Here is a 14,781-nt window from a genome sequence, read left to right on the forward strand (position 1 = left end):
AGTGATTAATGTCTAAATTAAAAGGTTTATTATTAACTCAAGGGATGCACGGAATGATTAGTCAAGTCGAAGGACTTGCTAAAGCACTTGATATTGATTTTACTCACCGCAAGGTTGAACTAAAAAGTATATGGAAAATTGTTCCACCTAAATTTACTCCAATTTCTCAAAATGTTTATAAAAAGATTGAAGATAATGATTTTGATTTAATAATCTCATGTGGAAGAAAGAGTGTAATTCCATCTATTCACTTAAAAAGTATTTCTAAAAAAAAGGTTTTTAATATTCATATCCAAGATCCAAAAATAGAATTTAAATATTTTGATTTTGTTGTTGCACCCGAACATGATGGAATTAATGGCGAAAATGTTATTAACACTAAAGGAGCTATTCATTATCTTTCAGAAAGACAAATTGAGGAAAATAAAGATTATTTGAAAACTTTTATCAAACAAGATGAAAGGAAAATTTGGTGCTTAATTATGGGTGGGCCAACAAAATACTATGATTATTCAACTAAAAATATGAAACATATTTTCTCAATGTTTTATAAATTAATGAAAAAACATGATTTTCAATTAGTGGTAATTCCATCAATGAGAACCCCAATAAATACAATTCATTATGCTAAAGAGTTTTTTGGAGAAAATCACACAGTGATTATGAATGTAGATAAAAAGGCATATTTATCTGCATTAGCTTTATCTGAAAATATTGTTGTTACATGTGACTCTAGTTCAATGATTTCAGAAGCTGCTTTGACAGGTAAACCAATTTATGTTGCTAATATTTTACCAAAAAAGAATGACAAAAGATTCCAAAGATTTAGAAATTTATTTAGAGAACTAAATATTACTAGAAACTTAGGTGAAGAAGTGGAAAATTGGAACTATGAAAAGCTAGATGAAACGAATAGAGTAGCAAAAATAATAAAAGAAAAAATTCAATCTTAATGTCATTTTTTAATTCTATAAAAAATAATTCAAAAAAATATGAAACACCATTCGATCATTGGGAATATAGCAATGCTTTATCCGAAGGAGCAATTGAAGAGATTGTTAAAGCAGATATCCCAGATTTAAGTCAGCATAATTTAAATTATGATGGAACTAGAGCAATAGATGGTGGTGCTGCAGAGTTTAGAGAAGGGATTTCGTCTGGTGGTAAAGCAATAAAATTTAGATGTTTTGTCACTAAAGAAAATAGTTCACAATTTCCAAATCTTGTAAAATTTATTAATGAGCTACAGTCTAAAGAAACTTACGAGATAATATCTAAAATGATCAATAAAGACTTATCTGATTCATACGTCAGAGTTGAAGTAATTTGTGATAGGGAAGGATTTTGGCTTAAACCACACTGTGATATTAAAGAAAAATTAATGTCAGGATTAATTTTTGTAAATAAAACAAACGAATCTGAAGATTTAGGTACTGATTTTTACAATGAAAAATTAGAGAAAGTTAAAACATTGCCTTATAGAAATAACTATGGATATCTTTTTACAAGTGGACCAAATACTTGGCATGGCATGGAGAAAAAGAGCATTCTTAAAGAAAGAAGATGTTTACAAGTAAACTATGTGACTTTCGAAACTGACTGGAAAGTAAAAAATTAAAATTTATTTAATGAGATTAATCCAGATTTTGGATCAATAATTTTTTCATCTAAGGTAGCAACTTTACCAACTGCAAAACCAGCATTTTCAATTACTTTTTTAAAGTCCTCTTCTGAAAAATTAGTAGTATTTTCAAAGTTTATAAATGCAACTCCCTCTGGCCAAGAAACCTCAACATTACCTTCGCCTGTTGCAGCTTTAAGTTCTTTTTCAACTTTTGCTTGGCATGCCATACATACCATTCCATCAACAACTCCTATCATTGCTATCTCAGCTTTTATTGCTGTTTGAAGCATAAGAAAACTAAAAATGAATATTAAAAATTTTTTCATAGAGAAATTTATATTGTAAAAATTAGATTTTATCTAGTTTAATTTTTCTAATATAAAGTTATTTATGTTTGAGAGTTTTATAAAAAGTTGCTCAAAAAATATAATAGGGAATGAAAATAATATAAAACTGTCTCTTGCTTGCATTGTTTGTGGAGGATCAATTTTAATTGAAGACTTTCCTGGTACTGGTAAAACAACATTTGCAAAAACAATAACTTATAATCTAGGTTTAGATTTTAAAAGAATACAGTTTACATCAGATTTGTTACCAGCAGATATTTTGGGTTATAATTTTTTTAAAGGTGATCAAAATATATTTCAGAAAGGACCTATTTTTACTAATGTTGTGCTTGCAGATGAACTTAATCGTGGTAGCGCAAAGTCACAAAGTGCTTTTCTTGAAGCTATGGAGGAAAAAAATGTAACTATTGATGGAGAAACTTATAAATTACCGGATCCTTTTTTTGTAATAGCTACACAAAATCCTATGGATAGTTCTGGTACCTCTATGTTACCTGATTCACAGATAGACCGTTTTATGGTTTCTTTTTCTTTAACAGAACTAAGTGACAACCAAAAAAAAGAAGTTTTAAAAAATAATTTTACTTTTGATGAAAATCAAATTTTAAATATCAATTGGAATGAAATCAAAAATCAAAAAGAAAAAATAAATATAAATGAAAATATATATGATTATATTTTAAATATTGAAAGTTTTATAAATCAATTAAATAAAGATATTTATATCTCACCAAGATGCTTAAAACAAATATCTGAACTTGGCAAAGGTTGGTCGTTAATTCATGATAGAGATTATGTTTCTCATCAAGATATTAAAGATATTTTACCATTTATAATTAGACACCGAATAAGATTTTTAAATGAGGAAAACGAAAAGATAAATTTTATAAAAAATGAGATTTTAGGTAAAATTGAAATTCCTAAATAATGTTGACTAGATTTCCTCAAAATAAATTAATTTCTTATTTTGATTATTTTAAAAAGGAGAGAATAGTTATTTATCCAAATTTATCTGGATTAATACTGGGAGTATTTGTTTTCTTTTGTTTTTTAATCTCAATTTTTTATGAAAATAATTTTGCACTATTAATTTCAATAATAATTTTTTCTATATTTTTTATTTCAATTATTATTTCTAATCAAAACCTTAGCAATATTGATTTGATCTTGTCAGATGATTTCTTGATTCAGTCTGAAAAAAAGAATTCTATTCAAATTAATATGTTTAATAATTCTAGAATTAAAAAATTAAATATTAAATTTTATATAGATAAGGAATTTAAAGGAAATTTTGATCTTGAGCTTAACAATAATCTACTAGATTTAAATTTCTTTAAAGAAAAAAGGGGTTTAATTACACTTAATTATTTAGAATTAAAATCTGATTTTCCTTTTGGTGTAATTAATACTTTTAGAAAATTTCAAATTAACAAAACTATCTATGTTTATCCTAATCCAAATAGACAAAATTTAGGACTAATTAATAATTTTAAAATTGAAAAAAATCCTCAAAATCATGAAGAGTTTGATGGCGTTGATCTATACAAAATTGGTGATAATTTAAGCAAAATAGCATGGAAACAGTCAATTGGAAAAAACAAAAAATATATTAAGTCTTTTAAAAGTAACCACAGTATAGAAGATAAGGTATTAGATTTAGATCAGTATCCAAATATTGATTTTGAGGAATTGTTAAGTTCTGTAACTTTTATATTCATACAATATTTTAAACTTAAAAAAAATATATCTCTAAAACATAAAGATCAGATTTTTAAATTAACAAATAAAAAATCTTCATTAAATAAAATTTTAAAATATTTAAGTTATGTTCAAAATTAATCTATATAATTCAAATTTTAGATGTTTCCTAATAATGATATTGGGAACCCTATCCCTTCAATCCGAATTAAGTTTATTGAACAAATTTTTTTTTATAGGAGTTGTAATTTTCTCATATTACCTAAATAAAATTGAATTTAAGTTTAAGATATTTTTTTTATCGATTGCTTCTATAATAGTTCTTTATATTCAATTAATTATTGAAAATCATTTATTTTCAAAAGATTATTTCATTAATATTTTAGGTTTATTATTGGTTCTAAGGTTTGCTGATTTAAATCAAAAAAAGAAATTATTTTCTTTTTCTCTTATTTCATTAATTATTTCAGTAGTAAGTTTAATTAATTCCCAAGATATAATTAGCTCAATACTCTCAATTTCAATTTTAATTCTAACTATAATTAATTTTTATCTAATTAATCAAAAGCAAATTATTTACTTAAATATTAAAAATCTAATCAAATTATTAAGTATTTCTTTTTTAATTTTTCCAATAATAGTAATAATTTATTTAATTTTTCCACGAACTGAGATCAATATCAAAATATTAGAAAGCTCTAATACCAATCTTGGAATTCCAGATCAAATTGAGCTTGGTTCTTTTCAAAGTTTTGCAAATAGTACTAAAAAAGTATTTACACTTAATACTAAAAAATTTGACCAAAAAGACTTATATTTTAGAGTTAAAATATTTGACTATTTAACAGCTGATAAAACTTGGATTTCATCTAAAGAGGATTTTCTAATAAAAAACTTTAAGCAAAAATTAACTTTATCTAAACCAAAATTACTAAATAGTACCTATGATATAATTTTAGAAAACCATAATAAAAAATGGGTTCCAAGTTTAAAAAATTATACAGTGACTAATGGATTGAACCAACATTATTATAGTTTTTTTAATCAAACTCATCAAAACTATATTGAGATAGAAAAAAAAAAAATCATTCAATTTACTAAGTTTAAGCAACAAAATTATATTAGTGATAATTTGAAGAAATTTTACACTGAGTTACCAAATACTGTTTCAAAAGATTTGAAAAATTGGGTTATAAATAATAAACAAAATAAATCTGAAAAAGAATATTTAGGATTTTTAATGAATTATTTTGGCCAAAATCAATTTTATTATAATTTGAGTCCGAAGATAACTTCTAAAAATAATTATGCAGATTTTTTCTTTAAATCTAAAGAAGGTTATTGTGAGTATTATGCTGGAATGTTTGTAATCCTTTCAAGATTAGCAAATATCCCATCCAGAATAGTTTCAGGTTATTTTGGTGGTACAGAGAATGAATTTGGCGAATTCTATGAATTTACTCAAAGCGACTCTCATGCGTGGGCTGAAATTTGGCTAGATGATCTGGGTTGGGTAAGATTTGATCCAACTACAGCTATTCCTCCTTCAAGAATTAAAAATTCAATAAATCAATTTTTAGATCAAAATAACGAAAATTCAGACAAAAAATTTTCATTTAAAATTTATAATTTTGCTAGAAATTATTTTGCTTATTTAGATTATAGATGGACTAAAAATTTTATTGAATATGATAAAAAAACCAGAGATGAATTTATTAATCAAATCAATTTTAAATATTTCTTATTATTATTTGCACCATTTGCATTATTCCATATATTTAAATTAATTGTGATGATTAATAAAAAAAATTTAATTAGACTTTTATTTAATTTAATTATTTTTACATCATCAAAAGAACAAAAAATTTTAAAGTCTGATACACCTCATCAAGCTTTTAGTAAACTTAGTAAAAATTCAAGAAATAAGTACTCAAGTTTTTTTAAAATTTATTTAAAAAATATTTATTCTTAATCTACTGTTTGGTTGGAGTTATTGATGAGTTTGATCCAGATAATGTATCAACAGAATCTTGAAAACTTTCAAAGTTTTCACCTTTACCAGAATTAGCTTGTTCAATTTTTAAAGAGGAACTGCCAACTGCTCCAACAGCCGTTGTGCTAAAATCTCCAAAACCAGCAAATTTACCATTATCTAGGGCATTATACACCTCTTGAGGAGTGGTTTCACCTGCTACCTCAAAATCACTTACACCATTTTCTAACCCACCTCCTGATTTTAAAGATGTGATATTACTTTTTAAAATATTATCACTATCGTTGTTTCCATCACTATCTAAAGTAAAATTAAAGCTTTGACTTATGCCTGAGGTATACGAAGTACTACCAGTTGTAACATCAAAATCTAGATCGCCCGCTAAATATCCAACTTCTAAAGTTCCAGTGTAGTTTGTAGATATTGTTTTATTATCAAAATCCACCGTTGTTATTGATCTATAATTTCCACCATCAAAAACAGAGCCTGAGTCTGCAGTCATATTTATTGAACCACTGTCATATTTGTAAGTACCGCTTGAAGTTGATGCAGTAACGGTAGTACTTTCAACAGCATTTACCTCTAATGGAATAGTTACAGCTTCAGTAACTTCATCAACAGTAAATGTATCTATTGCAATTGCTGCTTCTTCACTATTGGTAGTTTCATTTATATTCTCAGATTCATTGTTATTTGTTTCATCAGTAACTATTGGGCTTAAGGAAAGTATTGAATTTGTATCAGCTTTTACTAAAGCTCTTAATTCATTTCCTTCATCATTTTTTCCAACTAGAGTAAAGAATTCCTTTATATCTAATTGTCCTTCTGATACCAAACTAGATAATTGATTGATAGTCGATTGAGATGAAATAATTTCTGTATCACTTGTTGAGATTTCTGTCTCCACTGTGATTTCTTGATTTATATTTTGACTTGAGGCTGTATTTAAAACATCTTCAGAGACTGTGTCGCTTTCACTTTCTTGCTCACCACTTAGAGCTAAAATTACATCATCATTTTTTAAAACCTCTCCTAAAACTTCATCTTTTGTTTTGTCGGCATATAAAGTTTCTTTTGTAGTTTCATCGTCTTGAGCGATTTGCTCTGGCTCTTGGGTTGTCTCAGTATTCTTAGCTTCTAAACTTTGCTTAAACTCATTTAATTCTGCAGCAGGTATTGTAATTGGTGGATCTGGTGGAGTATTAGGCGCCATTTTAGTATAAGTATAAGGCTGATCAAGAACAACACTCCCCAAACTGTTAGCAACCTCAACTGCACCTGGTCTAAGCCCTAAAGTATTTGCTGGCCCTGGACCAATTAGTAAAACTTTAGACTCTTGGTTATTATTATTTACAATTGCTTGAAATTCAGTTCCTCTAGTTCCTATTGATCCTGCTGGAACTTTAACAACTAAATTATCAGGATTTTGTTCACTGATTAGTCCTGTTATCACTTTCATGGAACCTTGTTTTATTAGGGAAAGAATTTTTCCATCATTGTTAGATGGATCAAACACAAATTCATCAATTGTTACCTCTGATTGTGCACCAATATTTAGTACAGTTTGATCTAGTAACAATATCTGAGAATTTGATTTTTCATTAACATTAATAGTGTCTCCAAAATAAATTTTATCTCCTGTAGAAAGTTGTTCTCCATTTTGATTGAACACCTTGCCAACTGCAGCAGAGAGAACACCTATTATTTGTTTCTCTTCTGAGTAAGTATTACTGATAAAAACAACAGAAATAAATATTATAGTTAAAAGCTTTTTCATTAAAAATTAACTCTTTTTGTTATGCTATAAGTGATGTTTTCTTTAATAGTATCATAGTTGAGCATATTTGAATTGGTATTTGTTTCTAAATACTTCAGAGAATAAAAGAAAGATCTATCTTTATCTATAAATTTCAAAAAAGGAATTTGAGACAAAGATCCATTTATTGATACAGATGATTTAATTGTTAAGTCATCTCTGACTATAGATGAATTATAAAAACTATCTGATGCTTTATATTTATTTTGATCAAAACTTTTTTCAAATTTAACTACGCCAATTGGTAAAATTCTTGAATATGAAAAAGAATAACCATACCCATCATAAGAATTATAATTTTTATTTGCTACAACGTCTCTGCCAAATAAACTTATATTTAGTAAATTTTTGTCATTTAAAATTTTTTGGTAAGCTATATTGCCTGAGTAGGTATCATTATTTTTGTCATTAGCAGAAGTAAAAGTTGAAGTTAAGTCAAACTTATTTTCTGAAAAGCTAAAACCAAAGTTAACATTATTATTTGAATTAATTAAATATCTTCCGCTCATACCCACAATCTTAGTATTGGCATCGTTTTGTGTTCTATAGTTTGGTCTAGAATAAACTATATATGGAGATAAAACTTTATTGCCTAAACTTTTGTTTAATATAAGAGAAGATGAAACAAGATCATTTTCCTCAGCAATTCCCCTATTTTGTTCAGTGCTATTCAATCCTGCTTTTAATATTACAGACAAAGTGTCATCAATTTGTCTAACTAATGTTGTATTAATTCCTTTATTGAGAGTTGTATCATCTCTAATTTCAGAGGAAGCATACTGTGATACTGCATCGTTTAAATAAAAAGTATTTGATTTTGAAACGCCTGCAACGTTTGAATGTTCATTTCCACTTAAAGAAAAATCTATACTTAAAAAAGTTTTTTTATTTTTTTCTTTTTCAGCCTCTGCAATTCTTTTCTGATAATCATTAATCAATTTTTCTATATAAATTCTTATATCATTTGTTAAATTTGGATCTTCCGATAAATCATTGAATACCTCTAAGGCTCTATCTTTTGAGTCGTTTCTTATCAATATCGACAGTAAATAAAGTTTGATGTCATAATTACTTGGATAAAGTAAATTCAATCTTTCTAATGTTGCAATTACATTTTTAAATTTTTCAATTTTCTCTTGTTGTTTCGCGTATAATAAATTTAATTGTAAGTTATCAGGTTGTTCTAAAATTTCCTCAAAAGTGATAATTTTTTTGTTTAATAGATCTTCAGAGAAAGAAACTTGAATATAAAAAATATTTAAAAAAATTATAATAAATAAATATTTGAAAATATTTTTCATTTTATTTTTGATATTGAAGTAGAACTTAATGAATTCGATTATAATTTAAAATTAAAAAATTTGAATTTATACTTTACTCTCTACTCTCTCTTAGGCATCACACCTGTTCTTTGTCCATTAATACTATTGGCTATTTCCCCACCTCTATCAACAAATTGTGAGACTGTTAGATCAAAGTGCCCCACAGATCCTATTGGGGAGTTGTTAGAGCCATTCATTTTAACATTTGAAAAATTAGTAACTGCTTCTCCTAAATATAAAATATCAGCAGGCTGATAATTTTCATAATCAGCTGGTAAATTTAGATTTACAGAGCCTGTAGCACCTGTAGCGTTATTAATATTAAAATCATCTGAATTGACACTGTCTAAACTCACACCTGCAGCTCCACCAGAGTAATCAGTTGTATAGCTATGAGTAAAATCTACTTCATCTTTTCCATTTAAGGATATTGTACCTGAATAAGTATTTGATATTTGTTTTGTTGCAAAGTTTACAACAGTTTGTCCATCAAAAGTACCTGAGCCAGTTCCTGTTGTGGCAGCCATATTTACACCATTTGCTGTATATGTATAAGTTCCAGATGTAATTCCTTGGAAATCACCGTATGTGGTATCTCCCTGGTTTTCTCCACCATATCTTAAAATATATGCCAGTCCGTCACCACCTTCAGCATTAGCCATTGCAATTTGGTTTTCTAAACTTTCATTTTCAATTTCTTCAATACCTTCTTCACCAATCAATTGTTCCAATGAAACACCTAATACTGTTGCCAGTTGATCAAAGGTCAATCCACCACCTGCTGTATCAAGTGCAGTTTGAACAATTTCGCCTATAATTTCATTTCCTTGGATTTGATTATCATCAAACAAACCCTCTTTAATAGCAGTTTGAATTTCTTCATTCTCAAGTCCAGCTTCTCTTACATCTAAAAAATTTTGAAACTCTTGTAACTGCTCATTGGTAATTGTAACAGGAGGTGTGGGTATTTGATTAGCAGCAAATTCAGTAAATGCAAAAGGAGTATCCAACAAGACAGATCCTTGATTGTTAAAGACTTCAACTGCACCTGGCCTTAGACCTAAAGTATTATTTTGACCAGGACCTATTAACAAAACTTTACTAACTTCTTCATCTTGATCAACTATCGCCTGAAACTCTGTTCCTCTTGTACCAATTGAGCCTGCAGGAGTTTTAACAACAAGATTATCTGGATTTTTTTCACTAATCTTACCACTTAAAACTTTAACACTGCCTTCAATGATATTGGTTGTAATTTTACCTTCTTGACTATTTGGATCATAAATAAATTCATCTAAAGTAACTGATGTTTTCGCACCAATTGTTATTACAGTTTGATCTAAAAGCAATATTTGTGACTTTGATTGATCTTCGGTTTTTATAACATCACCAAAATAAATTTTATCTCCTGCTTTTAAGGTTTCACCTTTTTGGTTGGTTATATTTCCAATTACAAAACCAATATTACCTACAATTATTTCCGAGGCATTTGCAAAATTCATAAAGTAAAAAAAAATAAAAAATGAAATAATTTTTTTCAAAATGTTATCCTTTTTGTTAATCCAAATTTAAAGATGTCTTTATTATAATCATAATTTAAAATATTTGATTTTGATCTTATTTCTGAATATGAAGCAGAGTAAAAAATATTCTTCAAAAATTCATAGTTAAGCAATTGATTTAAACTTCCACTCATGGAAATAGAATTAGTTTTAATTTCATCATCTCTTATGGTGTCACTTTTAACAAATGTATCAGCCTTATCATAAGTATTATAATTAATTGTTTGAGCTATATTAAAGTTAATTGTTTTTACTCGTGTAGAATAGCTTATTCTTAGGTATTCATTGTCATATCCATAGCTATCTAATTTGGCATTATAATCGTTAAATCCATATTTAAATTTAATATTATTATTTTGATTAATGAAATACTCATAACCAACAGCTAAACCTTGTGCTTCATTATTTTTATCTTCTGCAGCCGTAAATACATTATCTGTTCTGTAATCAGTTAAGCTGTAATTTCCAGATAAAACAACATTTTGATTGGGTTTTAAACCAAATCTATTTTCTATTATTAATGAATGAACCACATAATCGCTTTCATGAATATTATTGTTCTCATTTAGTGTGTAAAAGGTTGAAATATAATTTTTATCAATTTGTTTATTGTAATTTACAAATAATGAATGAGCATCATTTTCCTTATTTTTATCTCTGTTTTGTCTTGTAAATGCTTTTCCAACATTAAAATTTATATTCGATGTATCTGATAACTGTTTATAGGCTCCATACTTAATACCTATGTTTTGATAGTCATCATCATCAATCGTATCTGTAGCATAATTACTTAGACTGTCACTTATATAAAGAGAGTTGCTGTCACTTTTAGTATTCACATTATTTTCTAAAGTAGTGTTATAACCAATGTCAATAAACTGTACCCACTCATTATCTTGCTGCTTATCTTGTGCCTCTAATGTGCTAACAATTTTATCCAAACGCTGCCTTATTGCAGTTGTTAGAGTAGGGCTTCTTTTTATCTGATCAATAATGTCTTTAGTTCTTTCTTTTGAATCTATTTTTAATGAAATAGATAACAAATATAATTTTAGATCTAAGTTATCAGAATAAATGTCAGACAATCTTTCAAGTGTTGCAATTACAGCTTTATAATTACCCTTAGTTTCTTGTTCTTTTAAGTATTGTAAATTTAAATCAAGATTAGTCGGATCCTCTAAAATTTGATTGTAGGATATTTCTGAAAATAAGTTTGAAGGTATCAAAATTATAAAAAAAATTAATATTATTTTAAATTTTTTCATTAAAATTTGTTATTTTTTTTTTAAGTATTAAGTGATTTGTCCAGCTACATTTTTTTTCTGACCAATCAAAATAATCCATAATATTTTTTATAAAATAAGATCCAATTTTTTCAGGCTTTACGTCATCTAGATTACGATGTTTAACCATCTCCTTAGTTACCTTCACACCATTATCGAATATATGAATTTCTAAGTTTTCATGATTAAAATTTAATTCTATTAAAATTTTATTTTTTGGATCTGATTCTTTGTATCCATACTTAAGAATATTTGTAGTTGCTTCTCCTACAACTAACTTTATCTCATTAATTAATTGGTGGTTAAAAGAATAATTCTTTAAAATTAATTCTATAAAAGATCTAATATTTTTTAGGTTTTGTTTAGTAGCTTCAAATTCCCGAGATTGCATTGAAAATTATTTTAATTTTCAATTACAAAAAAAGTGTCTAATTTAGCCATCTTAAGAACTGATATAACTGCTTCACTTGGCTTTTGAATTTTAAAACTTTTATTAGCTTCTTCAGCTTTTTGTCTACTTTCAATCAATGCAGCAATTCCAGAGCTATCGATATAACTTACCTCACTCATGTTTACTGAAACTGCAGAATTTGATTCTAATGCTGTTGAAACTTGCTCTCTTAAGCTGTCAGAATTCTCTAAATCTACATCCCCATTAACGTTAATTATAAGAATATCATCTTCTTTTTTTTCTATAAAGCTCATAAATGCAATATATTATTAACTATTTTTTCGTCAAGAAATAGAAACAAATTTGTCTTAGAATTTTTATTTTTTTATAAACTTTAATCTAAAATTATAATATTAATTATTAATGTCTGATAATGAAAAAGATTTAGAAATTTACATTAAAAATGATGCAGAAAACTCAGATGATAGTTTGAGTTTATTAGATGAAGAAAATCAGAATTCACTACTAGAAGATGATGATCAAAGTTCACTTTTAGAGGAAGGAAGTCAGAATTTATTGGCAGAAGATGATGATCAAAGTTCACTTTTAGAAGAGGAAGTTCAAAGTTCATCTGCAGAAGATCAAGGATTAAGTGAAAGTATAAAAGAAGCAAATGAATCAATCATAACAGGTAATCCTGATCCATTTAATAAGCAAAATTTCGAGCGGATAAATAATACTTTATCCAAAATTGAAAATAAAATTGATCAAGAAACAGAACAATTAAAAAAGTTAGATGTTTTAAACGATATTAAATCTGAAATTCAAAAGATGAATGAAAATTCATTGTCTCAAACTTCAAACATAACAGCAGAAACTCCTCCTTCCACTGGTCATAATTTACCAAATACAGATGAACTTCTTAATCGTATAGATGATCTTGAAAATAAAATTCAAAGTAATCCAGACAATACTGAGCTTAAAGATAGTATTAATGAGTTAGTTCAAAATGTTAAAGTATTAAAAGAAGAAACAGAATCTTATAATAGAAGATTTGAAAGATTAGAAAGTTCTATTTCTAGATTTGAAGAAATGGAAAAGGATATAAGATTAGAAGTTGTTGATGAAGATGAGGAAGGTGAGACTTTAACAGCTTTTAATGAAAACGATGAAATCGTTCATGAACAAAAAATTCAAACTGAAAATACAACTTCGACAAAAAAATCTGTTGTAGAAGATCAAAAAAGAAAAAATATTTTATATTTAATTTTAATTTTTTTAATTATGCTGGTGACAGCTGCAGTTATTTTAGACAGACTGAAAATAGTTGATTTAAATTTAGATATCATTTTAAAAATGTTTTTTTAATAAAGTATTAATGCTTGGAATACTTTTCTTTGTATTAGGCGCATTATTTGGAAGTTTTGCTAATGTCTTAATTTTAAGACTTCCAAAAAATCAAAATATAGCTTTTCCAAGATCCTATTGTTTTGAATGTAAAAAACAAATTCCTTGGTATTTAAATATCCCTTTAATAACTTATCTCTTTCTTTTAGGAAAAACAAAATGCTGCAACAAACAATTAAATCCACAATATATAATTGTAGAGTTATTAATAGCATTTTTATTTTTGGTTAATTATTTAAATTTTAATTTAAACCAAGCAATTATTTTAAACATTTTATTTTTTATAACTGTAGTAATTATTTTTATAGATTTTAATGAGAGAATTATTTTTGATATCTTTAATTATTCTGTTCTAATTTCAGGTTTAATATTAGCTTTTTTCTCTCAAAATTTAAATCCACTAAATATCTCTATAACCAATTCTGCTGTAACAGCTACCTTGGGTATTTCTTTATTTTTTACTTTAAGACTTATATTTCTAAAGTTGAGAGAGATTGAAGCGTTAGGCTTAGGAGATGTTTTTTTGGTAGCTGGATTTGGTTCCTGGCTTGGTTTTGAGAAGTTTTTATACCTTTTAGTAATATCTTCTTTATTAGGGATAATATATTTCTTAATGTTTGGAAAAAATAAAAAAAATTTTCAAATTCCTTTTGGATCTTCAATGGGTGTTGCTTTTTTAACATTATTTTTTATTTGAACTCTTAAATCAAAAAAAAGTATAAAGTTTACTTTAAAAAAATTTAAAAATGAGTAATAATTTTGCATTGTTAACAATAATGGAGAAAAAATGAAAAAATTAAATGCTAAAAAAGGTTTCTCTTTAATTGAATTACTTGTTGTAATCGCAATTATTGGAGTACTTTCAGCTGTGGGTATTACAGCTTATACTGGTTACACAGCAAGCGCTAAAGAGCAAGCTGCAAGAACACAATTTTCACAAACTGTAAGCATGATAAATGCTGAAATGGCAAAATGTGCTTTAGGTTCTGGAAATTATGTTTGGGGATCAGGTACACCATTTGTAGCAGACACATGCGCAGATGGAATTGATGCCGCTTCTGATACAAATATTGCTGCTTACCTTACAAGTGGTTCAAATGGTTTAGGAATGAAAAATCCATATGCGCAAGACGAAGCAGCGGGAACTTATGCTAAAGCTGTAGCAAACGCTACAACAGATCCAGATGATGATGGAAGAATAACAGTTTTCTGTGCAGCAGCTGGAGCATGTACTATTAAACAGCAAGTGGTCAGTGGAACAATTCTCTCACAGACTATAAATAGTGCATCGTAATTAATATAATTTTGATCTTATAGAAAGGCGCTATTTCTATAGCG

General features: G+C 27.0%; 15 protein-coding genes. 8 read left to right on the forward strand and 7 right to left on the reverse strand.

The features are described 5' to 3' along the window. Positions 1–8: 8 nt before the first annotated feature. Both ACTTBO_RS02435 and ACTTBO_RS02440 read left to right on the forward strand, forming a co-directional pair. The gene (locus tag ACTTBO_RS02435) at positions 9–953 is read left to right on the forward strand and encodes a mitochondrial fission ELM1 family protein (protein WP_440656180.1); all 945 of its coding nucleotides are present in this window, start codon (positions 9–11) and stop codon (positions 951–953) included. Beyond that, positions 953–1,618, forward strand: coding sequence for a hypothetical protein (locus ACTTBO_RS02440; protein WP_440656182.1), 666 nt, complete (start codon positions 953–955; stop codon positions 1,616–1,618). The genes ACTTBO_RS02435 and ACTTBO_RS02440 overlap by 1 nt, the downstream gene beginning before the upstream one ends. Here ACTTBO_RS02440 and ACTTBO_RS02445 read toward each other — a convergent pair. Continuing rightward, positions 1,615–1,950, reverse strand: a complete 336-nt coding sequence (locus ACTTBO_RS02445; RefSeq protein WP_440656184.1) for a heavy-metal-associated domain-containing protein — start codon at positions 1,948–1,950, stop codon at positions 1,615–1,617. The two genes, ACTTBO_RS02440 and ACTTBO_RS02445, sit on opposite strands and share 4 nt — an antisense overlap. Positions 1,951–2,014: 64 nt before the next feature. On the opposite strand from ACTTBO_RS02445, the gene ACTTBO_RS02450 reads away from it, so the two are divergent. Genes ACTTBO_RS02450 through ACTTBO_RS02460 form a run of 3 tightly spaced genes read left to right on the forward strand, consistent with a single transcriptional unit; the run spans position 2,015 to position 5,641 of the window. Beyond that, the gene (locus ACTTBO_RS02450) at positions 2,015–2,899 is read left to right on the forward strand and encodes an AAA family ATPase (protein WP_440656186.1); all 885 of its coding nucleotides are present in this window, start codon (positions 2,015–2,017) and stop codon (positions 2,897–2,899) included. Beyond that, complete coding sequence (locus ACTTBO_RS02455) at positions 2,899–3,810, forward strand: hypothetical protein (protein ID WP_440656188.1); 912 nt, start codon at positions 2,899–2,901, stop codon at positions 3,808–3,810. The genes ACTTBO_RS02450 and ACTTBO_RS02455 overlap by 1 nt, the downstream gene beginning before the upstream one ends. Before the next feature lie 34 nt (positions 3,811–3,844). Beyond that, a complete protein-coding gene (locus ACTTBO_RS02460) occupies positions 3,845–5,641 on the forward strand; it encodes a transglutaminase family protein (RefSeq protein WP_440656190.1) in 1,797 nt (598 codons plus the stop codon). A 1-nt stretch (position 5,642) separates the two neighbouring features. Here the strand turns inward: ACTTBO_RS02460 and ACTTBO_RS02465 are convergent, their stop codons facing one another. From ACTTBO_RS02465 to ACTTBO_RS02490, 6 genes are all read right to left on the reverse strand, one after another. Beyond that, positions 5,643–7,439, reverse strand: a complete 1,797-nt coding sequence (locus ACTTBO_RS02465; protein ID WP_440656192.1) for a FecR family protein — start codon at positions 7,437–7,439, stop codon at positions 5,643–5,645. Next, positions 7,439–8,779, reverse strand: coding sequence for a tetratricopeptide repeat protein (locus tag ACTTBO_RS02470; protein WP_440656194.1), 1,341 nt, complete (start codon positions 8,777–8,779; stop codon positions 7,439–7,441). Before ACTTBO_RS02470 ends, ACTTBO_RS02465 begins: the two co-directional genes overlap by 1 nt. An 80-nt stretch (positions 8,780–8,859) precedes the next feature. Continuing rightward, entirely contained in the window at positions 8,860–10,302 is a 1,443-nt protein-coding gene (locus tag ACTTBO_RS02475) for a FecR family protein (protein WP_440656196.1), read from the reverse strand. Between the two features lie 35 nt (positions 10,303–10,337). After that, positions 10,338–11,627, reverse strand: coding sequence for a hypothetical protein (locus tag ACTTBO_RS02480; RefSeq protein ID WP_440656198.1), 1,290 nt, complete (start codon positions 11,625–11,627; stop codon positions 10,338–10,340). Next, on the reverse strand, positions 11,614–12,036 hold the full coding sequence (locus tag ACTTBO_RS02485; RefSeq protein WP_440656200.1) for an ATP-binding protein: 423 nt from the start codon (positions 12,034–12,036) through the stop codon (positions 11,614–11,616). The genes ACTTBO_RS02480 and ACTTBO_RS02485 overlap by 14 nt, the downstream gene beginning before the upstream one ends. A gap of 11 nt (positions 12,037–12,047) precedes the next feature. Then, the gene (locus tag ACTTBO_RS02490; protein WP_440656201.1) at positions 12,048–12,350 is read right to left on the reverse strand and encodes an STAS domain-containing protein; all 303 of its coding nucleotides are present in this window, start codon (positions 12,348–12,350) and stop codon (positions 12,048–12,050) included. A gap of 109 nt (positions 12,351–12,459) precedes the next feature. Here ACTTBO_RS02490 and ACTTBO_RS02495 point away from each other — a divergent pair, with 109 nt between their 5' ends. The 3 genes from ACTTBO_RS02495 (at position 12,460) to ACTTBO_RS02505 (ending at position 14,737) form a co-directional block, all read left to right on the forward strand. Beyond that, positions 12,460–13,404 carry a hypothetical protein gene (locus ACTTBO_RS02495; protein WP_440656203.1) on the forward strand — a complete coding sequence of 315 codons (945 nt, stop codon included), beginning with the start codon at positions 12,460–12,462 and terminating at the stop codon, positions 13,402–13,404. A 10-nt stretch (positions 13,405–13,414) separates the two neighbouring features. Beyond that, a complete protein-coding gene (locus ACTTBO_RS02500) occupies positions 13,415–14,140 on the forward strand; it encodes a prepilin peptidase (protein WP_440656205.1) in 726 nt (241 codons plus the stop codon). A 90-nt stretch (positions 14,141–14,230) separates the two neighbouring features. Then, entirely contained in the window at positions 14,231–14,737 is a 507-nt protein-coding gene (locus ACTTBO_RS02505) for a type II secretion system protein (protein WP_440656207.1), read from the forward strand. Positions 14,738–14,781 lie beyond the last annotated feature (44 nt).

Source organism: Candidatus Pelagibacter sp. HIMB1509, from assembly GCF_052047855.1.
Classification (GTDB): Bacteria; Pseudomonadota; Alphaproteobacteria; order Pelagibacterales; family Pelagibacteraceae; genus Pelagibacter.